The following is a 24,992-nucleotide window of genomic DNA, read 5'->3' as shown; positions in this document are numbered from 1 at the left end:
TCTTTTTTTAAAAAAATCTTAAATCACCTGAAAACCATATGCATATGGATCATCTTCAGGATCAATTTTAATGGTATTATACCCATAAACTTTTGCCCAGCCTTCTACGCTCGGTATAATGGCCTGTGTTCCGTTCAGGTCAACAACTTCTTCTACTTTTCCAATAAACTTGCTGCCAATAAAACTTTCATGGATAAAATCCTCTCCCTGTTTTAGTTTTCCTTTGGCAAACCACTGTGCCAAACGGGCTGAAGTACCTGTTCCGCAAGGTGAACGATCAATGGCTTTATCGCCATAAAAAACCGCATTCCTGGCAGTTGATGTAGGATCCAGGGTTTTTCCCGTCCACAAAACGTGGCTACATCCATTTATCGTAGGATCTTGTGGATGAACAAAGCTATACCGTTCGTTGATCCGTTTTCTGATGATCTGGCTCCAGTTAATCAATTGCGAAGCTGTATAGTTTTCCAAACCCGCAAAATTCTCCTGCGGATCTACGATGGCGTAGAAATTACCTCCATAAGCTACATCAAAAGTAAGCATACCCAAATCAGGGCATTCAACCTGAAGATTTTCAGCAGCCAGGTAAGATGCCACATTTTTCAGCTTAACAGACTTTACTTTTTTTCCTTCCTGCTTATACTCAATCAGCACCAGTCCGGCTGGCGCTTCCATTCTGATCTGCCCTGGCACTTTCGGCTGGATGAGTCCTTCTTCGATAGCAATGGTAATGGTGCCGATGGTACCATGCCCACACATTGGCAGGCAGCCACTGGTTTCAATAAAAAGTACCGCTACATCATTAGCCGGATCGTGAGGTGGATATAAAATACTGCCCGACATCATATCATGCCCACGTGGTTCAAACATCAGGCCTTTTCTGATCCAATCAAATTCTTTCAGAAAATGCTGGCGTTTTTCGCTCATGTTCGAGCCAATGAGCTGAGGCCCTCCACCAGCCACTAACCTTACCGGATTTCCGCAGGTATGTGCATCTACACAAAAAAAAGTCTTACTCATGGGATTTCGTTAATTTCTGATTGACCATTCTGAAAATACCCAATGGATTACCATCTTTTAATTCATCTGGCAATAATTCCTGTTCCCAATCCTGATAAGCCAAAGGCCTGACAAAACGGTTAATGGCGTTAGAACCAACAGAAGTAAAACGGCTATCGTTGGTTGCCGGAAATGGCCCGCCATGTTGCATGGCTGCACAAACTTCTACACCTGTAGGCACACCATTCAATATAATTCTTCCGGTTTTATCGGTTAATTTGTTTACCAGGGTCTGGTAATGCTTAAGCTCTTGCTTTTCGGCCATTAAGGTAACGGTAAGTTGACCTTCAAGCACTTCAATGGCCTGCTCCAGTTCAGCATGGTCCTTTGCAACAACCAATAACGAGTATGGGCCAAAAATTTCTTCACGAAGTGTTGGATTTTTAATAAAATCGCCGGCACTTACCTGAGCTATTTTTGCCTCCGATTGATTTTGAAGTTCCGTATTTTTCACCGTTGATGCCGATAAAAGTACAACACCGTCTTCGTTTACCACTTCAGCAGAAAGTTTGCCATAGTTATTGGCAATACCTTCGGTAAGCATTGTTGCTGATGGAACAGTTGAAATGGCCTCTTTTAACGCGGCTTTAAAATTTTCGAGCGCCGGCGATTGTACGGCTAACAATAAGCCCGGGTTGGTACAAAACTGCCCCGCCCCCAGGGTTATAGATGCAGCATATTTTTTGGCCAGTTCTTCTGCCTGGTTTTCTATGGCTAACGGAAGAAAAATTACCGGATTAATACTACCCATTTCAGCAAAAACCGGAATAGGTTGTTCGCGCTGTTGAGCCAGATTAATTAAGGACATGCCGCCCTTAAAAGAACCTGTAAAAGTTACGGCTTTGGTTAAAGGGTGTTGAACAAGGCCGGCACCAATGCTATAACCATCATCATACAACAAAGAGAAAACACCTTTAGGCATTCCCGTTTTTTCTGCAGCCTTAACAATGGCACCGCCTACCAAAGCACTGGTTCCGTAATGTGCAGGATGTGCTTTAACTATCACCGGACAACCAGAAGCTAGTGCTGATGCGGTATCGCCGCCTGCAACTGAAAATGCAAGCGGAAAATTACTGGCCCCGAAAACCACTACCGGTCCGATGGGAATCAGCATTCTCCTGATATCTGGTCGAGGCAAAGGTTGTCTATCAGGTAATGCCGTATCAATAATGGCATCAACCCAGGAGCCCTCTGCAACTAAGTTGGCAAATAACCGTAATTGTCCGGTTGTTCTGCCCAACTCGCCTTGTAAACGCGCTAAAGGTAAGCCACTTTCTGCTGAAGCCCTGTTTACCAACTCCTCGCCAAGATTAGCAATTTCATCGGCAATGGCATTCAAAAAAGTGGCTTTAATATCTTTGTTTAGGTTTCTATAGCTTTGGAAAGCCGATGTTGCTGCTGTTAAGGCATCATCAACCAGTTTTTCGTTAGCTTTGAAAAATTCACCGTCAAGCGTTAATCCCGTTGCGGGATTAACAGCTTTAAGGCTTCCTTCATTAACTTCAACATAAGTGCTGGCTACAATATTTTTTCCGTTCATATTTGGTTTTTAAACTATTTGCCCCAGCTACCTGCAGGTAATTCCGGGCGAACAGCTAGTGCATCGTTAATAATTTTCAACACTTTTTCTCTTTCTGCACCACTTAATGGTAAGCGCGGTGCACGAACCGCTTCGGTTCCTAATCCGGTTGCAACCTCTGCCAGTTTAATGTATTGTACCAATTTTGCATGAATATCCAATTCAAGCACAGGTAAAAACCAACGGTAAATTTTTAACGCTTCCGCAATGCGGTTTTCTTTAACCAATCTGAAAATAGCTACAGTTTCTCTTGGGAAAGCATCAACTAAACCCGCAACCCAACCGTGTGCGCCCATCACAATGCTTTCCATCGCTAATGGATCTACCCCGGTAAAGATTTTGAAACGGTCGCCAAAACGGTTGATCAATCTCGTTACGTTTGATACATCTCTTGTTGATTCTTTAATGGCCTGTATGTTATCGTATTTGGTTAAAACCTCGAACATATCCAGGGTTACTTCGATTTTATAATCAACAGGGTTGTTATAAATCATGATCGGTAAGCTTGTGCTTTCTGCAATAGCACCAAAAAAGGCTAGAGTTTCATCAGGAGCCGCATTGTAGCGCATTGGCGGCAACAACATTAAGCCCTGCGCACCAAGTGATTCGGCTTTTTTAGCCACTTCAATTGCTTTTTTTGTAGTCGATTCTGCAATGTTCAATAAAACCGGTACCCGGCCATTTACCACGGTTAAGGTGTGTGATAACAAACCAAATTTTTCTTCATCGGTTAGTACACTGGCTTCGCCAAGCGATCCACCTAATATAATTCCTTCAGCACCTGCTTCTAGTTGTGCTTCGATATTTAAATCGAAAGCTGGAAAATCTAACTCATCGTTTGCTGTAAATTTAGTGGTTACAGCCGGGAAAACCCCAGTCCATTTGATACTCATTGTAATGTTATGTTTATAAATATTTTCAAAAATTTATCCGGCCATTTTCCCATAAGCTGAGATCCACTGGCAGACATCATCTATTCAGTTACCGGTAATAAATGCCTATAAAAGATATTCAAAGTTAGGTAATCACTAAGCAGCAATATTGTTGGATTTTAACCGATATTGGTCGTAAATACGCCAATCGAACCGACAAATCTGACCTGAAAAAGCAAAATCCATGTGTTAAAGTGAACATACATCAGTAAAAAAGGTGTTACTAACAATAAGAACACCTCTGAATCAGTCAGATAGAAAAAGCTACTACCGATCCAATTTTGCAATAATTTATCTGGTGTTTTTCACCTGGAGGTAATACATAAATTCAATATCCTCCTTTGTAAAAAGTGTATCCTGCCCTTTGGCCAAAGTAACCTCCTGCCAGTTTTGTGAAGGCACAATTTTAAGTGTTTTAACACCTTCTTTTTTCAGCGTTAAGGGCAAATTAAACCCATTGATACAGTTGCTATACCGGTAAAAAGCTTTACCGTTTTTAAGGTAATATTCAAAAACGGGAATTTGCACCGTACGCAGATATTGATCAAAAACCTTTGAAAAATTAAAACCCGCTTTTTTAGAAATATAATTTTCAATCTGTGCAGTTGTTACCGTTTGATGATAGAAGGTTTGGTTTAGTCCGCGCAATATAGCCCTAAAAAGTTGGTCGTTATTTAAACTATGCCGGATAGCATGCAGCATGTTGCCACCCTTTGGATACATATCGCCGCTGCCTTGCGCATTTACACCGTAAGGTGGAATAATAGGACTATCATTTCTGATGCCTTTTCTAATGCCAAAATTGTATTCGTTTCCGGCTTTGGTACCAAAAGTGTAATCTACAAAAAGTGTTTCGCTGTAGTTCGTAAATCCTTCGTGCACCCACATATCGGCCAGATCGTTACTGGTAATGTTATTGCCAAACCATTCGTGTCCACTTTCATGAATGATGATAAAATCCCATTTCAGCCCCCAACCGTTGCCCGACATATCTCTACCTCTATAACCAAACTTATATCCATTGCCATAAGAAACTGCCGATTGATGTTCCATACCAGAATGCGAAGCATCTATTAACTGATAACCGTCTTCATAAAAAGGATAAGGTCCAAACCAGTACTCCATACTTTTCATCATTTTATGCACCTGATCGGGCATATAAGTTTTCGCCTTTGCATAATTGTAATCAAGCACCCAATAATTTACATCAAGCGGGCCTTTTTCGCCTGCATATTTCTCCTTAAAATTTACGTACTTGCCAATGTAAGGTATGATGCAATAATTACTGATCGGATTTTTAACATTGTACTGGTAGGTTGTCGTCCCATCATGGTTATCTTTTTTAAATACCAGGCGTCCATTACCCACCGCTACCAAAGTATCCGGAACAGTCATGGTTAAAGAAGCTCCCAGATTAGGCTCGTCGCTTTGATGATCTTTATTTGGGTACCATACTGAGGCACCTAAGCCCTGGCAGGCCACTGTCATCCATGGGCGCGAAAGCGAGTCGGTAGTAAAAATAAAACCACCATCCCAGGGGGCTTTTTTGGCCTGGTGAACCTTTCCATGGTAAAAAATATGGACATTATTTAACGCCGATAACTTTTGTGCCGGTACATGTAAATACCAAACACTGCCAACATGCTCAAATTTTAACTTTGAACGGCCATTATATACAACACTATCAATAATTAAGGGTTCCTGCAAATCGATCTGCATGCGGGTATTACCATTATTGGGCTGCACTACTTTATAAACGATTTTATTTGAACCGGTTATGCTTTTATCATTATAATCAGGCTTAACAGCGAGTTCGTAACGCTGTACATCCCACCAGTTCCGTTCGGCATTTAGGCTTCCCCTTAAAGTATCGGCCAAGGTGTAAACCTTTTTTGCTGACTGCGCAAAAAGCAGCATACTAAATATTGAGAATAGTAGGGTTAAGGAGGTTATTTTTTTCATTTCTTTTGCTGGTTATTTTGTAATAGCATATCAATAATTTGCAAAGCAAATACAGCTTTTCATCGTTTAAGGCAGTCCTGCTATCCCTCCTGCTCCGATGAAGTATCGGGAGCATCCGTTCTATCACCTGCCCGTTGCAAGGCGGGGGATCAGTTAACCTGGTTTCCTGCTGACTATCCGGTTTTCATTCCGTGTATCAGCCTATCGTTATTAGCCCTGACAGGAGCGGGCATCCCCATTAAGCACCTGTTTGTATTGTACTTTGGTATGCTTATTTGTTTCACAGGTTTTGATCGGAATAAAGCGAATGGCAGGAACCGGCTTTAAGAAAAGCGGTAGACCTGCGCTCCAAAAAACAGACCTTCAATAACTGTGCTTGCTAATAAGCTTCGCTTCTAACCGCTTCTACTTCCTCAGTAGTAATGGCCAAATGTTTTCCCAACATCCGGCTTCCGTTTTCGGTTATCAGAAAATCGTCTTCAACCCTGATGCCGCTAAAGTTTCTAAACTGCTCCAGTTTATCATAGTTAATAAATTCGGCAAACTGGTTGGCGGCTTTCCAGCGATCTATCAGTTCCGGAATGATATAGACACCTGGTTCTACCGTTAATACATAACCGGTTTCCAGCGCTTTGCCCAATCTTAGAGATTTTAGCCCAAACTGAGTGGTATTTTTAGTCAGCTCATCCGTATAGCCTACATATTGCTCTCCTAAATCTTCCATATCATGTACATCCAAGCCCATCATATGTCCGGTTCCGCATTGAAAGAACATGGCATGCGCACCCGCCTGTACGGCATCATCTATATTACCTTTCATCAGGCCAATATCCTTTAAACCCTGCGCCAGCATTTTACACGAGGCCAAATGCACATCTAAATACCTTACACCCGGCGCCAGCATATCTTTGCCATGGGTATACGCATTCAATACAATATCATAAACATCTTTTTGCTCCGCAGTAAATTTCTTGCCTACAGGAAAAGTACGCGTTAGATCGCCGGCATAACCCAAAGCAGTTTCTACACCAGAATCGTTTAAAACCAGTTGCCCTTCGCGGAGTTGATTGCCATGATAATGGTTATGCAAAATTTCTCCGCGAACTGTTAAAATAACCGGATAGGCCAGATTACCACCCGAAGCCAATGCAGCACCTTGAATGTTAGCAGCGAGTTCGCGCTCATACATACCTGGTTTTGCCTGCTGCATAACCATTAAATGGATATCGGCAGATATTGCTGCTGCACGATCCAATTCTTCAATTTCTTCAACAGATTTAACAGACCGTTGTGATACTACCGCCTTAATAAAACTTAAGGACGCTTTTTCCTTAAGTTGATCAATGGACAGGTTAAGCCAGCTGGCCAATTTAATTTTATTCTCAGAACGGTAAGGAGGTAAGAAGTGAACCTCACGCTTTTTGTCTAAGTATTCTTTAATATAAGTGTTTAGTTGTGCATAGGGCAGAACTTTGGTCAGGCCAGCATCCAAACTCTTTTCTTCGAGTGTTTTCTGTCGGCCCATCCATACAATGTCATCAATTCCCATTTCGTCACCGAACAGTATTATATCATCTTCGTCCAAATCGATAATAGCACCTAAAGATGGTTCACTGATACCAAAATAATATAAAAAGGTACTATCCTGCCTGAAATGGTAGGTGTTATCCTTATAATTCATCGGGCTTTCTTCATTACCCAAAAAGAGTAATATTCCTGAATTTACCTTTGATTTTAATGTTGCTCTTCTCTGGAGGTAAACTTTCTTTTCAAACATATTTTTAATCGTTAAGCAAATATCCCAAAAGCTAATTTTATTCGACAATAATTAAATGTAATAGCTAAAATATGGGAGGTATCTGCAAATTATAAGCTACTAATGCGGCATAAAAGTCACAATAAATTTCATTTTAACGAAAAAGAATATAAAATCTGTTTACCAAGCTCAATTTATTAATATTTCAAAGATAAAATTTATAAATTATAATATATATCTCTTTTATTTAGACAATTATAAAATTTATTTAAATTATTTATAAAGATAAGAAACAAACTATTAAACACTTTTTTATTAATAAAAAATACGAATAGATAAATTAACGAACTGATTTACAGTAGTTATAACTAATAATTATAAATTAATTTGAGATGTAATACTTATAATATATTGTTAATCAAAATATCATGAATTTAAATAAGTTTTTCTTATTAAATAAATTGTCAATATCTCGACTGGTGATTTAGTATTATTCTATCTGTGATGTTGAGTGCAGCGGGACTACGGATTACGAAATCGTATTGATTTTTAAGACTGAATAATGAGCGGCAGATGCTGCCCGTATTCTAAAAATCCGTAGAGCCTTCCGGAACTCTACGGATAGATTGAAGTAGATTGAAGACAGATCAATATTACTTTTGAAGAACAATTTCAGTAGTATGAGCTTTTGAAAGCTGGAACTCGTACCCTCCCCTCTTCTCCATTGCTTTGTTTTTTACTGAATAAACAGTAGCTCCATTAACTTTTGCAGGTTGCGACAACCTTAACAAAGCATTAGGGGCATATTCATTTGCTTTAGCTAACTGTAACCGGATTTCACCAGTTGTAATATTATAAGCTACTTGGTCAATGGTTCCGGCATCAAGACTGATCCAGAGCCCTGCAGGTGCGATGTAAACGGATGATTTTGCTGCCGTCGTCAATTTAACATTAATCACCTGGCCAGTTTTGTTCAGATTACCTCCGAAAGCTAACCAGCCAAATTCAGGATGCTTAACGATGTAGGTGGAAGTATTAACCGCATAGCCAAAAAAGCCAGATCCGTAATCGCCGGTAATACCGTCATTTTTTAAGGTTGATGGGTAAGCATGAAATGCTGCCGGCGCAAAACCTTCCCGGGTGATATTAGAGATCCCACCCAATAAGCCTCCGTAGCCAGCACGTAAAAGGTAAAAATCGCCAGGATTTTTACGGTAATCCATCAATACCGGAATGGCGTTAAGCGCTGACCCGTAGTGGTGGATCATGCGTTCGATACGGGAAAGTTTACCTCCATAAAGAAAATCCCAGTACCTACGGGCATTCCCATTATAAGCCCAATGTGGCATTACAGGCATATAAGCCAGGATGGCATCAAGTGTTACATTGGCTTTATCCTGGTAACCAAAATAACTCGACCATACATAAACTTCTTCTTGACCTGTAGAGTCCCAAGGCATCTCACTGCCAAAGGGATATTGCAAGGAGCGCCAGTGGTTGGTCCGTTTTTTCATTTCATTTTCTAAACGGGTAGCTTCTTCTGTTAAGCCTTCATTTTTGAGATCGTTTAAGATAAGATAGAACACTGTACCCTCCATTTGGCCGAACTCTGCATAGTAAGGTGCAATATTAACCATCGCCATACCTGTTTCGGCTGCATCAATAAGATGTTGTTTCCATTGTTGTTCTTCCATAAGGCCCCTGTAATTACGGGCCAACCGGTACATTACCCAGTGGGCTGCAGCAACATGCGGGTAATTATAAGATCGGCCCAGGTTATCAGCTTCTTTTTTTGGCCATGCAGACCATACTTTAAAGTTGATGTTAGCATCATAAGTACCTTTAGGAAGAGAATCTGGCGCATAATAAAACAAACTCTTTTTTACGCCATACTTTTGCGGGCCGCTGTTAATTTGTATCCTCCCAAACATTACGCTATCTACAAATTGTTTCAGCTTATCAACCTCCTCTTTTTTGGGTTGCACCAGTTGCTTCATCATAGCGCCCAACCACGAGCCTGCACCGCCTTCATCACTTAAACCCGAAATCCAGGCCCGGTTATCTTGTATTACCTGTTGATGCTTTTCATTATCATAGGTGATCACAGCAGGACTTCTTTTAAAAATAGGATCGGGCTGGTTAAACCATTGCCTGGTGGTTAAAAAATTACCGTAACTCGCAATTACATCACTCTCCGCTTCAATCACTTTATAATTGATAGTTTGCTCCAAACCATCTTCATAAGTAATGGATAATCTTGCCCTTCCCCAGGTATTGCCCTTTATCAAGTAACTTTTCCAACCGTTTTTGGTTAAACCTGATGTAACTATTTTCAAAGCATTCTCGGGCTGAACCTGAATGGTTTTAATCTTTTTGGGATAATTGATAAACAGTTTTCCTTCTACATCTTTAGGCAGTACATATCCTGGAACCGATATCGCTACTGGTTTCTTATTTTCAATCAGTTTGTTTTCGATATCTCTAGCTGTACCTGAGAGGATAAACTGAAGGGCATAACTACGGCTTTCGCCCGGTTTTAATACCGTTGAAGTCGGCGTGTTCCATTGCTCGGCATTCTTCCATTCGTTTTCAGCATAAGCTTTACTATACACCATCCATTCATAAAAGCCTTCAAAAGCAATTCCTCGTGGTGTCCGATCGTCGTTAAGCGGGTTGTAAGCCTCAAATGGTGTATTTTCAAGTGGTGCAACCAATAAAGAAGGCGCATGTCCGCTTAAGCGGGTAACCTGCAGATATCCGGCATCTTTACCGATATAAGGATCATAAAAAACATTTTTGGCATGCGTTTGCTCCAATGTACGACCTTCTAAAATATTGTCAAAAATCATCGGAATCCCCAATGCGCCGATTTCTATATTTTTATTGGTTTTATTTTTCAGTTCAAAGCGCAGTACAAGCTTTCCGTTCACCATTTCCCATATCCGTTTAACCTGTAGTGGAATATCGGCTGGAAGTGTTGCCGCGAGATCAGCAGCAGCGAGTATTTTTTTGCCCATTGCGATATTTTTCACAGGACTTCGTTTTGCCGCGGTGCTATAGCTTTTCCAGCTTGCTTCTCCAACATCGCGTAGTTTTAAATTGATGTCACCTAAATGATACAAGCCGTCCGAACTACGCACCTTTAAACTATCACTGGGCACAAAATCAAAATCTTTAACCATTTTAGGCTGGAGCCCTGCCACAGTTTGGGACGATTTAACAAGCTTTAGATTAAAGGCACCGGCATCATAGGTTGAAAAACCATTTTCTAAACCTAAAGTTGAGGGCCTTTTACTTAAGGCAAGCCACGGTGACTGGGCATAGGCAACCTGTATATTTACTAAAGTTAAAATACAGCAAAATATTGCTTTAAAAGTTATTACGTATAAAGCAATATTCTTTTTTGATTTGATGATCATCGCGACAAAAGGGTTTATGTATCTAGTGAAATCAAAAATAAAATTTAAAAGACAAAGCGGGCATTGAAGTTAACAATTGCGCAAAATCGGTAAAGAATTGGTGTATTTATGGGAAGTCGAATAAAATGTCAGTAGTGGGATCTAGTGAAGAGAAACAGTTAGTTATATCAGCTATTCCCATACAATCGAAACAAACTTATTTAAGTTCAGATTATATTCAGTGATGTCATCGACTGGTTCAGACTGGCAAAGATGATATTTTAGCACAACCTGATGCAAATTTACCGCAGATTAATAACGTATAAAGCAAACAGGCCCAAAAAATGATAAATCGTAACAAAAAACGATAATCATGGCGAGGTACGGTGCCATCTTAATGTGATAGTTTTAGCCTTGCAATAAAGATTGCTCCCCCTAGAGTGAGATGGCTGCCAGCTGAAAAAGCCCCCCCGCATCCGATACCGGATGACAATTATTTGGGAGATTTATTGAACGCGCTACCGTTAAAAATCAGATTTATTCATCTGAATTTTAAATAGGTTCACATTTCTCTTTTAACCACTTAGCTTCTTCCTGAGTTAACATCGGTTGAAGCTTCTCGAACACCATTTGATTGTATTGATTTAGCCATACAATCTGATCAGACACTAAAAGTGTTTTATTGATGATTGCAGTATCGATAAAACATAAAGTCAGGGTTTCAAAAGAGAGAAAATTGCCAAATTCACTATTTCCTTTAGGCACGCACAAAACCAGATTTTCAATACGCACACCATGTTTGCCCGGACGATAAATTCCAGGCTCTATGGAAGTTACCATACCTGGTTTAAAAGCTACATCTACATTAGCCGGACTAATATTCTGAGGTCCTTCATGTACATTCAGAAAAAAGCCTATGCCGTGTCCTGTTCCATGGCCAAAATTTATGGTGTGTTCCCATAGCGGTTTTCTACAGATGGAATCGATCTGATAACCCTTGGTACCTTCAGGAAAAACAAGTTTAGAACCTTCGATTAAGCCTTTTAGCACTAAAGTATAATCATCAGCATGAGTTGCAGAACAATTGCCAACAGGCATTACCCTGGTTACATCGGTTGTACCGTACAAGTACTGACCTCCTGAATCGACAAGAAACAAACCATCTCCTAAAATTTCCTGATTGCTTTCGGCTGTTACGCTATAATGTGGCAATGCACCATTGGCATTGTAACCCGCTATGGTATTAAAACTCAAACCCACAAAAGATTTTTGTTCCGCTCTAAACGCAGCCAATTTTTCTGCTGCAGACCTTTCCGTAATCTTTTCTTTGCCCAAACACTCTTCCATCCATTTAAAGAACCTCGTTAAAGCTACCCCATCATGCAACATCGCTTTGCGGATATGATTTATTTCAGTATCATTCTTTAAACTTTTCAAATGCGTACTTGGATTGGTACCGAAAATTGTTGCAGCACTTTTTGGCAAACATTCAAACAGGCCGAAACAGGTACGTTTTGGATCGATAAAAATCTGTATATCCTCTGGTAGATTTTTTAGTGTTTTAGCCACTTCAGCATAGGAATGCAGTGTTACTCCCTGCTGATTTAAAGTCCTTATATCTGTTTGCGACAGCTTTTGTTCGTCTATAAAGAGTTTTACCTCTTCAGGTGTTATTAAAGCAAAACTTAGCGTTACCGGATTATAGTCTACATCTTTGCCCCTTAAATTAAATAGCCAGGCAATGTCGTCAAGTGATGAAATAAAATGATAGTCAGCTTTATTTATTTCTAAAACTTTTCTTACCTCACTTATTTTAGCCGAAATGCTAAGTCCTGCAGCTTCTTCATCAATTAAAAAGGCATTTTCTACAGGTAGCCCTACCCTATCGTGCCAGATGGTACCGATAAAATCAACATCAATTATTACTGTTTCATGCTGGGCTAAATTATGCTGCATTTCCTGTGCCAATGCCACTGTAATGAGTTTGTGGTTAAAACCCACCTTTGCTCCCCTTGGCAGCACTTCGGATAACCAACTGATATATTCTGGTGTGTGCGGCACTTTCAGCTTTACCAATTCGTAACCAGTACCGATCAATTGTGCTTCGGCCTGTGTAAAATATCTCGAATCTGTCCACAAACCTGCAAAATCCTGAGTAATGACCAGTGTACCGGCTGAACCTGTAAATCCGCAAGCAAAAGGAATGGTCTTATAATGTTCAGGTAAATACTCACTGATATGCGGATCTGCAGCGGTAATGATATAAGCATCTACTTGTTGAGCAAGCATTAACTGGCGTAGGGCCTGCAATTTTTCTACAAAGGTCATGTCAGAATTTGTTTTATCGGGTCAAATTTAAATATTACACTGACATCTTAAAACAAAGCGGGATTAATACATGATGTTTAGATTATTTTTTGTCAAAACCAGAATCAATAAAAGCACGACACTACCAGAGCCGCTACAGCATTAGAAATTATTATTCTTTAACCTGAGTTGGATTATCAATATTGCGTCTGGCTTATACAGGCTTTTAACAAGCGGCCTTTACCCTGTACAGCGCCTTAGCGTGTTCACCGCAGGTAATGCCATTTGAGGGGTTTTCCTGTTAATAAGATGCCAGCCACGAGTTGCTACAACGCCATTGAAACGGTTGTTTCTATTGGTAAAATAAATCCGATAGACTCGGAATCGGCCAGGGACGCATCCTTTATCATTAAGTAAGACAGTATTTTAGTTATATCATTCTCGAGTTCAGGTCTACAGGTGAAAATATTATGAGATGTTAAGCATAGCGGTCAATTGCCCGAGCTTTGATTACCTCATATGATTCTGATTGCTGAAAGCACCGTACATTAAAGACAAGGGCGGATTCCCGCTCAGCCAAGGCGTGTATTCCTAATGTAAAGCGTTGTTTAAATCGCTTGGTACAAGCTTCTTTATGGCAAATTATTTCATAACGATGCATGTTTTCTACAATCACGTCAAGCACATACTTTGGCCATTGCTTTTTAATCAGATCTGGCAACCAGCTAAACTGCTGCATATTAATTAAATCACCCATCTTTCCAATAGCTACGGGGGGAATATCTTCACCAACAATCTGGGTCCAGATCCCTTCAACTTCATCAATAATACCTAATATCTTACATCCAGACAGCACCAACCATGGATCGGTCATACCTGCACGCATCAGCTGATAAGGTATATCTGCTGAAAATTCCTGTTCAAAGCGATAATTAAGTTGGATCATAGGGTACTTCAATTATTTATCGGCAGATTATTAAGTCGTATCAGTTTATCGATTATACCAGCGAAACGCTTCATTGAGATCGGTTTGCCGAGGTAACATTCAAAGTTGGAATCTATTTTCCTCACCTCATTTTCAAGATGGGAGGATGCATAGATCACAAATCTGGCTTTGGAGCGGAGATGCTGAGACAGTTCAGTCCCCTTCATTCCATCCATGTCGATGTCTAAAAAAAGGAAATCGATTTGATCGCCGGCACTAATTGTTTTTAATGCATCAACGGGATTATCAAAGGTGTTAGACAGCTTTAAAAAACGGGTGTCTTCAATATAATCATGAAGTACATCAATGGCATGCTGTTCATCGTCAACAATTGCACAACTGTAATACATAAGCGGATATAGATAGGTTACACCAAACTTAATATATCTTAATTTGAATCTATACAAAAAGACATAAAAAAGGTAAAATTACGGTAACATTCAACTTACTAATCAGACAGTAACGCTGACTTATGTATTTGTTGATAAGATACAAACACATCACCTATTGAAATCAGTGACTTAATTTCTCCATAGTTTTAGTTAAATCTACTTTGTTGGTTCACCAAATTAGTTGAACATTTCCTATATGCGTTGTCTGTCCGGAAAAGACTTTTCACTGCGTTCAGGATGACAAAGGCAACGGCTACACAAATAGATACATAACCTGATCTGAATTAGTGTTCATTCATCCTTAACTTAAATGGAAACTATACCCTCATTATTACACAACATAACAAAATATAGCGGTGCCGTGGCATGTCCAGGCGCCGCTATACAGGTATATTCGCTTTATTTATTGAGCCTTTAACAAATGATAAGCTTTAATGATTTTATGGAAGATTTGATTATTAGGATAAGTGCCACTGAAATTTTGCGAACCTGGGCCATAGGCAAAAACCGGAACCATGATCCCCGTATGATCGTTGGTGCTAAATTCGCCCCTTACCATTCCTTTTTCGGCAGCACCGTCTAAAAGCGTCAATCCGCCTGTTTCATGATCGGCGGTTACGATAACCAAAGTTTCTCCATCCTGATCGGCGAAGCGGAGTGCTTCAGCAATGGTACGATCGAAATCAAGCAATTCGGTAATCAGATAAGGCAGGTCGTTAGCATGACCACCATAATCAATCTGGGCACCTTCGGCCATGATAAAGAAACCACGTTTGTTTTTTGATAAAATCTGCAGGGTATGAGATAAGGATTTTTTAAGCATATCGCCCCGGCCTTTTATAAACGGTCTGGTAGCCGAATCATCCAGCAAAACCAGTTGTTTACCTTCTTGCTGCTTTTCAAAATCAGTTAAATTATGGGTTATCTGAAAACCTTTAGCTTTTAGATCTGCCAAAAGCCTGCTATTTTTATTCTGCTCGAAAGCTTTGCGGTTAGCGCCAACTAAAACTTCGGCCTTGCTACTTAACAGATCATTCGCAATTGCGCCATTATAAGAACGATCGAGCTGATGCGCGTAAAATACGGCTGGTGTCGCATCGGTCAGATCGCCCGCAGTGATAATACCACTTTTGATACCGAAGGTGGATAAAGTATCAACCAAATTGGTTTTATTCTGATCATCTGGTCCAATTCCGATGTAACGGTTATTGGTTTTATAACCTATGGCCATTGCGCTGCCACCCGCAGCCGAGTCGGTATTTCCGGCATCCGCAGCAGCGGTTTCAGAAAAGCCGATGTAATGGAACTTTGCCATGTTCAGATCGCCATAATTGGCCATCAAACCCGCGTGGATGGCAGCTAGTCCCATCCCATCGCCGATCAACAGAATGACTTTTTTTGGCGCCCTGTTTTGTCCGTCGGTTTTGTAAGTTGGCGTATAAGGTGTATAGGGTTTTGGATTGGTGTAAATCAATTTATCCTGATGCAGATAAAAATCTCTCAATTTGGTGGGTTGGTCCGTATTAATCCAGTCTGCACCAAGCCTTTCGAGTACAATCCAGGTGTTCGGACTATCCTGCGAAGCCCAAAAGCGAAAAGGTTTGCCTTTTTGATGTGCCTGTGTTATCGTGGCTCTCATCTTCGCTTCATCGGTTTTGGTCGGGTTGCCTTTGCCATTCCATACGGTATGATTTTTCAAATCATCGCTGATCATCGCTACCCTTGCCAATTGTGCATCGGTATAAACCGTTGCGGGCCTGCCATCAAAAGATAATTGCGCATCGTAATCTTTAAAATTGGCCGGAGCAGGCATATCTCCACTCACCACCACTTTAATGGCATTGGCATTCTTTTTTGGATCGAACACCTCTCCATAAGCTCCAAGTTCTTTTAATAATACAGGCAGTACATGCTGGTAATCTTCTTTTACATCAACCACCAATTGAAGTTTTAAAGCCGGATTGGTATAAGGGTGATTTCCTTTTGCTTTAAAAAACCGGGCTAACGGATCAAGATATATTTTTTTAAGTGTAAAATCCGGTTTAATTTCTGATGCCTCGTGGGCAATATACAATTCGCCATCTTTTAAAAACACATCTGCCTCAATTGACCCCATTTCGGCATAATATGCGGTAAGAAGCGGAATTTCCTGTTTATAATCGTTATGGCTATGCCCATGATTTGCATTTAGCTTTACCTGGGCAGATGCGCTTTGCAGCCCCAGCACAAAGGCCAGCGCCGCAAAGTTGATCCCTATTTTTTTTACCATCCTGGATTTTGTTTAATTACACCTGCACTGTTATCAATTTCTCTTTGCGGCACGGCCCAAACGTCATGTACCTGAGGATTGAAAGTTCTTGCGGGCCAAATCACACTTCCATCATAATCGTGCAAAGGTTTGGCATATGTGGCTTGCGCATCGCCCCATCTCACTAAATCGCGGTGACGATCTGCCCATTCTCCGGCAAGCTCATTTCTACGTTCGCGTTTAAGGTCATCGATAGTCATTCCGGTTTTAGCACCTAAACCGGCTCGTCGCCTGATTTTGTTCAGTTCGGTATCGCCCGCGCCTGCACCGCTCAGGTTGATGGCAGCTTCTGCTTTGATCAGCAATACTTCGGCATAACGCATTAATGGCACATTTAAATCAGTCGTTCCATTATCCCCGTTTGGATTAACATGTGTTGGAATCGGGTTAGCGTAAGAAAACGGCTCCATGTATTTTTTAAACTGGTAATTTGAAGTTGCGCCTCCATCTTTGGTAAAGCTACGCTCGGCACCAAAAAACATAAATTTATCGCCAGGTTTCAGGATAGTGGCTTCCCGGCGTTGATCTCCGGCTTCGTAAGAATCGTAAAGTTCTTTTGTTGGCAGATAATAACCCCATCCATTATAAATACCCCATGCTTTATTGGTTAACATTACGCCAGGAAGCTTGCTTCCCCATCCTGTTCCGCCACCGCTTGGTGTACAAACTACCGACCAGATATATTCTTTAGACCAATTGTTTGAAGCCTTAAAAACATCGGCAAAACCCGTACTGATTAAATCATGCTGCCCTGAATTAATGACCATATCGGCATATTTAACGGCATTGACATAATCTTTTTTGAACAGGTATACCTTAGATAAATAAGCCCATGCAGCTGTTTTGTGCGCTTTACCATAATCAGCAGGTTTCATTGCCGAAAAAAACGGAAGGTTATCTGCAGCTTTTAAAAGAAGCGAAATAATATAATCGTAGTTTTCGTTTACATTGTTAGCACGGGGAATGGGCTGTGACGCATCGGTTTCGGGCTTAACAATCGGTACACCCGCTTTATCGTTTCCGTAATTGGCCGCCAGCTGAAAATACACCAAACCGGCATTAAAATAAGCATCGCCAACAATCTGTTTCTTTAAACTTTCGTCCATGTTGATGTTGGGCACATTGGTAATGATATCGTTGGCACGTTTGATAACGGCATAACGCATACTCCATTGCGATTCGGTATAACCGCCACCTATATAAGTGCGGTTAAAGTTTTTAATGTTATCGGCCTCTGGTTTATTACGGCCGGTAACCATATCATCGCTGGCATTGATAAACCAGAACATCCCACGTCCATAAAAATCTTCAGCATTATAGAGTTCGTACATTCCGCCTTCAGCTTTCAAGGCATCTTCTTTGGTTTTCCAGAAATTCTGTGCCGATGGAGAGCCTTCCGGTATAATATCAAGCTGTTTTGTGCAGGAAGAGAAAACAGCAAGGGCGGCAAATGCCATATATTTTAAATTCTTTTTCATTGTTTTTGTGATTATAAATTTACGCTTAAACCAAGGATAAAGCTTCTGGCCTGAGGATAACGACCAACATCCACTCCGTTGTTGTCCATTCCGATTTCGGGATCAAAACCAGAATATCTGGTAATGGTGAAAAGATTGTTTGCCGTAGCATAAATCCTTACACCACCTGTTTTTAATTTATTAGCGATGGGTTTTGGCAAACTGTAACCTAAGGTTACGTTACGGATACGCAGGTAAGAACCATCTTCTATATAAAAATCAGAAGCTGCAAAGTTTCCGTTGGCATCGCTGGTTGAAATAACCGGCACTTTGCCCTCTGGATTTTCTGGCGACCATGCATCTAAAATGCCAACCAATTTATTATATGAAGGACCACTAGCACTGTAGGTAGTACGTTTTACGGCATTAAACAGCTTATTGCCCTGTACGCCCTGTGCAAAAATATTGAAATCGAAGTTTTGATAACTTGCATTGAAACTTAATCCGTATGAAAAATCAGGATAAGCACTGCCTGCAAAATAACGGTCTTTGCTGTCAATTGATCCATCGCCGTTAATATCTACAAATTTAAAATCGCCTGCTTTTGCATTTGGCTGTATCTTTTGTCCCTTAGCATTTTTGTAGTTATCGGCTTCTGCCTGGCTTTGGAAAATACCATCAGTTTTTAATACAAAATAACTATACAACGGCTGTCCTACCCTATTGGTTAAAGGGGCAAGTTCATTTCTGAAATTAGTAGATACCGTTTGGTTTTCTATACCAGGGATAAGCTCCTGTATCTTATTGTTAACCTTTGTTAAGGTAGCATTTACAGAATAAGTAAAAGCTGCTTTTTTATCACTGTTATAGGTTAAACCCAGCTCAATACCTTTATCTTTTACTATACCGGCATTAATGGTTTGGATGTTTAAACCAGCTGTTCCAGGCAGGGTTCTGTTCAAGATCATTTTATCGGTTTCTTTAATAAAATAATCAGCCACTAAACTCAATCGGTTTAAAACCGTTAAGTCAAGCCCGATATTGGTTTGTTTGGATTCGGCCCATGTGAGGTTTTTGTTGGCCAGAACAGTCTGTATATAGCCGTTCTGTAAAGCGGGCGATTGTCCGAAGTAACTCTGTGTGGGATTTAATAACGGATTTACTGCAGAAGGTGAAAGACTGCCCAGATTCCCTAAAATACCATAACTGGCCCTTAGTTTAAACTCATTTAACCAGCGTGTATCTTTTAAGAAATCTTCTTTACTCACTAACCACCCTGCAGAAACAGATCCGTAATTTCTGAACCGGTTTTCTTTGGCCAACATAGATGATCCATCGCGGCGACCGATCAACGATAAAAGATACTTTTCATCATAGTTATAATTCGCCCTGAAAAACAATGATGACAGCGCTTTTGCATCAAAATAACTGGAAGAAGGTTGTGGTATTGTTCCGTTGGCCAAATACCTGTATTGTTTTGATTCGTCATCAAAACCCGAAGCTGACGCATACAAACCGCTGCTTTTCGTTTTCTGAAAAGTATAACCACCGGTAAATTCTAACTGGTGCTGTGCGAAAGATGTTTTATAATTTAAAACCTGTTCTGCTAAAAAGTCTGTTGCTTTATCGCTTCTTTCTACCAAACTATTGCTTAACACCGGTTTTCCAACCTCTGGTCTTTTTGGTGTAAAGCTTTTAAAGGCAGCATCTGATTTGGTAACACTTAAATTCGATCTGAAAGTTAGACCTTTGGCCAATTTAAGGTTAGCATAAGGATTAACCACCAGCACATTTACCGGATGGTTGACATCAATACGCATTAATTCTGCAACCGGGTTAATAATATCCCCGTAATCTCCGGCATATGGTCCTGGCAAACCTGCAAAACTGCCATCGGCATTATAAGGTGTACCATTGGTTGGATAATAAATGGCAGAAAGTAAAGCACCTGTATAATCGCTGCTGGTGTTAGCTCCATTTCCATTGGTGCTGCTATACGAAAGGTTTTCGCCTATTTTTAACCAATTGGTTACCTCATGGTCAGTATTGATCCTGAAATTATAACGTTTGGTTTTGGTATTTAAGACGATACCTTCCGCGTTACGGTAGTTAAAACTGAGGTAATAGTTAGATTTTTCGCTACCACCGTTTATCGCTGCATTGTAATCCTGCAATAATCCATCTCTGAACACTTCGTCCATCCAGTTGGTACGGGTAATTTGTCCATCGGGATATTTTACAGGGTCAAAAGCCGGCAACAGATTAGTACCGCCATTTTTTGCAGCAGTTGCCGCCACCTGTGCACGTTGTTGTGCATTTAAAGGCTCCAGTTTTTTCCAGGCGCTTTGCTGGCCCGCTTTGGCGTCAAAACTGATCTGCATTTTTCCGCTTTTGCCTTTTTTGGTGGTAATTAATACCACACCGCCCGAAGCCCTTGCACCGTAAATGGCCGCAGACGCATCTTTGAGTACGGATATTGATTCAATATCGTTAGGGTTAAGTTGTGGCGTACCTGAAAATATGGATCCGTCGATTACATAAAGTACATTTTCTCCATTAATACCGCCAGCACCACGGATGTTGATACGTGGTGCAGAAGTTGGATCGCCCCCCTCATTAGTTACAATCACTCCTGGTGACTTTCCGGCCAGTACCTCACCAACACTGTTTAATGAACGTGAAGAAAGTTTATCGAGGCCAACAATACTGATTGCGCCGGTTAAGGTTTCTTTTTTCTGTGTACCGTAACCCACAACCACTACATCTGCAAGTGTAGAGCGCTCTTCTTTTAAAACCATGTTGATCACCTGCTCTTCACCCACTCTTGCTTCCCTGGTCTGGTAACCGATCATCGAAAAGGAAAGCACAGCATCATCGCCAACTGCGATTCGATAAGCGCCGTTTCCATCAGTAATGGTTCCACTTTGTGTACCCAATACTTTTACCGAAACACCCGGAAGAACCAAGCCTGTGGTATCGCGCACGATACCCGTAACAATACGATCTGGTTTGTTCATTACGGCGTTACTCAAAATTACATATCCGCCTTTCTCCAGTACCTGTAAACCAAGCCGATCTAAAAGTGATCTTACAGGCTCGGTGGTAAAATTGCCGCTTACCAGCATATTTTTTTGTTGCAACTGATCTGGATTGTACACAAAACTGAGTCCGGTACGGGATTCGATCTCTTTGATGATCTCGGTCAGCTTACGGCCCTTACTGATGGTAATGCTAACGGTGGTTTTCTCTAATTTTTGGGCCATACCTGCTGAAGCGAGGATAGAGCTGCAAAAAATGCAGAGGATGGTAAATGTTAAACATGAGTATTTCATGATTTTGTAAAGAGCTGGTGTCCGCTTGGCGGAGGTTGTTTTCATTGCTTAATTTGTTTGATTTTATTTTGTAAAGCTTTAATTATACTGGCCTTATGCCAGGAAGAAAAATTGGAGCAACCGATCTGATCGGTACCGCAGAAAATTTCTATATCCTATCTCTATCTCATCGGTATATATTAAATGTTTTATGATTTTTTGATGCATTGAACCTGAGGTGATGCAGACTGCAGATAATATCCAAAATCTCTTCAGGCGATTGCCTGCTACTGAAAGATCCTGTAGTTTTAAGTTTACCTAAAACGCTATCCTTTAATAGAATTTTAATGCTGTAAACATATTGCAGTTTGGTAATAACCTCATCCAGTCTTGCTCCATCAAAAGTAAATTCGATAAAAGCAGGTGCTTTGATTTTACGGATGGCGGCACTGCCGGCATTTTTATCATAAGTTAAAGACTCATCCTTAACCAGTGTACCCAGGTTACCTTTTTGATTGCTTACCGCAACTTTACCCGTAACCACGGCAACTTCAAGCTGTTTACTGGCCTGATAAGATTTAACTTTGAAAGCGGTACCTAAAACTTTAATGGTAACTCCAGCGCTGGTATGCACGGTGAATGGTCTCTTTTCCTGATGGGCAATATCGAAAAATGCTTCTCCCTCCTTTAACTCTATCTGACGGCTAGTTGAAGCGAATACTTTAGGATAGCAGAGTTTTGCTGACGGACCTAACAACACCACAGAACCATCAGATAAAATGATTCGCTTCTGTTGGCTTCCGGTAACCAGGGTTAGCTGATTATCAGGCGGCATTTTAGGGTTCAGTATCCAAATCGTTATCCCTACGGCAACCATGAAGAGTACAGCGGCGGCCGTCCTGATAAAAGACCGGAGTTTCAATACCTGGCCTGTTTTCGGCTCATTGCGCATAGCAACCTGAAGATGTGCAAACATTTTTGCCCCAATCGCGGCTTTACGGCCTGCCGGTATGGCCGTATCTTTTACATGGAGTGTGGCATACCACTCCTCAACCTTTTTTTGTTCTTCCTGATTCGCCTGCTGATCGAGATATTTCTGCAGCAGTTCTTTTGCCTGTTCTTCTGTCATTTAAATACATGTCAGTTGAAAAGCAGATCGGTACTAACCAAAAATGTTATCAGTAAATTAACTTTATGTTAAGCCGATCAATACAGCCATTAATAAGATATAAGAAAGGCTTTTTTTGAGCAGTTTTAAAGCAGCAGAAATCTGGTTTTTTACGGTTTGGGCAGAGATATCCATTTCTGAAGCGATTTCTTTGATCGATTTATCCTGTTTTCGGCTCATGGAAAAAACTTGTTGCATTTTTTCGGGCAGTAATGCAATAGCAGCATCCACTTCAAGATGAAGCTCTTTTAGCATCAGTTTATTATCGGCAGTAATGGTATCTTTTTCATCCGTTAGTGCGCTAAGCGCCATATAGTGGTGCGCTTTAAGATTACCTGATCTGAAAGAGTTGATTACTTTATACTTTACAGCACCATGCAGGTAAGCACCCAAACCTGATAAAAGATTAATCGTTTTACGGTTTTCCCATAGCGAAATAAAAATCTCCTGGGTAATATCTTGTGCAAGGGCTTCATCACCCGTTTTTTTTAGCGCAACGTCAAAAATATCTTCCCAATATAGCTGGTAGATTTCTGCCATGGCCTGATGGCTTCCGCACCGTAAAGATGAAAGTAAAGTTTCGCTCAAGGGATACTGCTTTTTTCGCAGCAAAGCTACCAGCTCAATATTCCCTTATTATTAATAAATCTTAAACAGAAAAAGAAAGAAGAAGATGTAATATGGACAATGTATGATGGGAAATGTAAAATGGGCGACGGAAAATTGAATCAGTCACCAGGCCCGTCAGCAGTATCTTTTATATGTTAATTGTCCTATTAATTGTTGTTTCACCAACCGATAGGAATAATTTTATAGAATTAGGAAATGAACGCCCGGTGGTTCCTGGCGGTGTGCAGCCCCGCTTCCGCTTATAGTCCTCTCCCGATGAAATCGGGATCCGGGCTATTTCACTCTAATCGGGTTTAGGAACAAAAGTCAGTGCACACTGCAACCGTATCCATCCGTAGAGTTCCAAAGGGCTCTACGGATTAGCTAAAAGAAAAAAGTCTCCGACTCCCTGTTGAAATTTAATATAAGTAGTCCGCAGTGACGCTGCGCTTAACACTACGGACAGCGTTGAGTTAATCTTTAAACAAACCTGCAAAAATTTCATTTGAACGCATTTTTGCCTGATGATCGTATATATGCGAGGTACTCATTACCTCATTTACACCATATTTTGAAACGAAAGCTGCTAAATTTTCTTTAATGGTTTCGGCGCTACCGATAAAAGAGTAGTATAACATCTGCTCAACGGCTTCTTTTTCCATACGGTCCCAATATACATTCACATCATCAACAGCTGGTTTGAGCATTTCTCTTTTACCGGTTATTACCCCGAGGAACATCCGTTTTACCGAACTCGATAAACGTTCTGCTTCCTCATCGGTATCTGCAGCAACCACATTTACACAAGCCATTACATAAGGTTCCTGCAAAAATTGAGATGGTTTAAAGTTATTTTTGTAAATCGAAACCGCCTGTTCGAAATAAGTTGGGGCAAAATGACTGGCAAACGCATAAGGAAGTCCTTTTTCTGCTGCTAAGCGTGCGCTATCGGTACTGGAACCCAAAATCCAGATTGGGATATCCAGGCCTTCTCCTGGTATGGCCCTTACACTGGCGCGGTTATTACCGGAAGAGAAAAATTGTTGTAGTTTCTCAATATCCCTCGGAAAATTGTGAGCGGCATTAAAATTTTCGCCACGGATGGCCATTGCAGTTACCTGATCGGTTCCGGGCGCCCTGCCCAAACCCAGGTCAATACGGTTAGGATAAAGTGAGGCCAATGTGCCAAATTGTTCTGCCACAATTAAGGGCGCATGATTCGGCAACATAATGCCTCCGGAACCTACACGGATACTGCTGGTGTTACCGGCAATATGACCAATAAGCACTGCCGTTGCCGAACTGGCCACACCAGCCATATTATGATGCTCGGCAAACCAATAACGGGTATAACCCAAAGCTTCAGACTGTTGAGCTAAATCACGGCTGGCTCTGAAGGTATCTGCTGCAGTAAACCCATCTAAAACGGTTGCAAGATCGAGTACGGAATAAGATATATTTTTCAATAAGGGATGTGACATAAGTTAAAAGGATAAAGTGTATTGCAAAAATATCTTTAATAAAACCTAAGTCTGCTTTAAATGAATACATATGACGCTTAGCCAACATAAAAGACAATTCGCCTAATCAGACAGTCCTTATTACACGGCCGTAGGAGTTTGTATATTCTGGTAACAAAACAGATGTGCATATGCTCTTAATTCAATTAAAATTATATATTGATTAGAAAATCAATAGTTGCGCATACCCTTATTCTAGAATGTTTTATGGATTATAGCTATTACACGCATCAATTAAACCTAATTGAC

15 protein-coding genes are annotated in these 24,992 nt (G+C 40.8%); all 15 read right to left on the bottom strand.

Translation table 11 applies throughout. The features are described from left to right. Positions 1–18: 18 nt before the first annotated feature. The 15 genes from ACK1I8_RS05505 to ACK1I8_RS05435 all read right to left on the bottom strand — a co-directional run bounded on the left by ACK1I8_RS05505 (position 19) and on the right by ACK1I8_RS05435 (position 24,704). A complete protein-coding gene (locus ACK1I8_RS05505) occupies positions 19–1,020 on the bottom strand; it encodes a 4-hydroxyproline epimerase (RefSeq protein WP_412468337.1) in 1,002 nt (333 codons plus the stop codon). Then, positions 1,013–2,599, bottom strand: a complete 1,587-nt coding sequence (locus tag ACK1I8_RS05500; RefSeq protein ID WP_412468336.1) for an aldehyde dehydrogenase (NADP(+)) — start codon at positions 2,597–2,599, stop codon at positions 1,013–1,015. The genes ACK1I8_RS05505 and ACK1I8_RS05500 overlap by 8 nt, the downstream gene beginning before the upstream one ends. A 14-nt stretch (positions 2,600–2,613) precedes the next feature. Beyond that, on the bottom strand, positions 2,614–3,531 hold the full coding sequence (locus ACK1I8_RS05495) for a dihydrodipicolinate synthase family protein (protein WP_293782754.1): 918 nt from the start codon (positions 3,529–3,531) through the stop codon (positions 2,614–2,616). A 330-nt stretch (positions 3,532–3,861) separates the two neighbouring features. Continuing rightward, a complete protein-coding gene (locus ACK1I8_RS05490; protein WP_412468335.1) occupies positions 3,862–5,532 on the bottom strand; it encodes a M1 family metallopeptidase in 1,671 nt (556 codons plus the stop codon). Between the two features lie 379 nt (positions 5,533–5,911). Beyond that, complete coding sequence (locus ACK1I8_RS05485) at positions 5,912–7,309, bottom strand: aminopeptidase P family protein (protein WP_412468334.1); 1,398 nt, start codon at positions 7,307–7,309, stop codon at positions 5,912–5,914. A 632-nt stretch (positions 7,310–7,941) separates the two neighbouring features. Then, complete coding sequence (locus tag ACK1I8_RS05480; protein WP_412468333.1) at positions 7,942–10,707, bottom strand: DUF5695 domain-containing protein; 2,766 nt, start codon at positions 10,705–10,707, stop codon at positions 7,942–7,944. 531 nt (positions 10,708–11,238) lie between these two features. Next, positions 11,239–13,014 (bottom strand): aminopeptidase P family protein, encoded by a 1,776-nt coding sequence (locus ACK1I8_RS05475; protein WP_412468332.1) that lies wholly within the window; start codon positions 13,012–13,014, stop codon positions 11,239–11,241. Positions 13,015–13,471: 457 nt separating this feature from the next. Further along, on the bottom strand, positions 13,472–13,939 hold the full coding sequence (locus tag ACK1I8_RS05470; RefSeq protein WP_412468331.1) for a hypothetical protein: 468 nt from the start codon (positions 13,937–13,939) through the stop codon (positions 13,472–13,474). Positions 13,940–13,947: 8 nt separating this feature from the next. Further along, complete coding sequence (locus ACK1I8_RS05465; protein WP_412468330.1) at positions 13,948–14,385, bottom strand: LytR/AlgR family response regulator transcription factor; 438 nt, start codon at positions 14,383–14,385, stop codon at positions 13,948–13,950. Positions 14,386–14,773: 388 nt separating this feature from the next. Beyond that, entirely contained in the window at positions 14,774–16,639 is a 1,866-nt protein-coding gene (locus tag ACK1I8_RS05460) for an alkaline phosphatase (protein ID WP_412468329.1), read from the bottom strand. Next, positions 16,633–18,156 carry a RagB/SusD family nutrient uptake outer membrane protein gene (locus ACK1I8_RS05455; RefSeq protein WP_412468328.1) on the bottom strand — a complete coding sequence of 508 codons (1,524 nt, stop codon included), beginning with the start codon at positions 18,154–18,156 and terminating at the stop codon, positions 16,633–16,635. The genes ACK1I8_RS05460 and ACK1I8_RS05455 overlap by 7 nt, the downstream gene beginning before the upstream one ends. An 11-nt stretch (positions 18,157–18,167) precedes the next feature. Beyond that, positions 18,168–21,512, bottom strand: coding sequence for a SusC/RagA family TonB-linked outer membrane protein (locus ACK1I8_RS05450; protein WP_412468327.1), 3,345 nt, complete (start codon positions 21,510–21,512; stop codon positions 18,168–18,170). Between the two features lie 121 nt (positions 21,513–21,633). Continuing rightward, positions 21,634–22,575: a FecR family protein gene (locus tag ACK1I8_RS05445; RefSeq protein ID WP_412468326.1), complete on the bottom strand. Its 942-nt coding sequence runs from the start codon at positions 22,573–22,575 to the stop codon at positions 21,634–21,636. 63 nt (positions 22,576–22,638) lie between these two features. After that, a complete protein-coding gene (locus ACK1I8_RS05440; protein WP_412468325.1) occupies positions 22,639–23,202 on the bottom strand; it encodes an RNA polymerase sigma factor in 564 nt (187 codons plus the stop codon). A 494-nt stretch (positions 23,203–23,696) separates the two neighbouring features. Further along, a complete protein-coding gene (locus ACK1I8_RS05435) occupies positions 23,697–24,704 on the bottom strand; it encodes an LLM class flavin-dependent oxidoreductase (RefSeq protein WP_412468324.1) in 1,008 nt (335 codons plus the stop codon). Positions 24,705–24,992: the final 288 nt, after the last annotated feature.

Source organism: Pedobacter sp. KLB.chiD, assembly GCF_047040275.1.
Taxonomy (GTDB): domain Bacteria; phylum Bacteroidota; class Bacteroidia; order Sphingobacteriales; family Sphingobacteriaceae; genus Pedobacter.
Note: the sequence above shows the minus strand (reverse complement) of the source record. Positions and strands in the feature narration are given on the sequence as shown.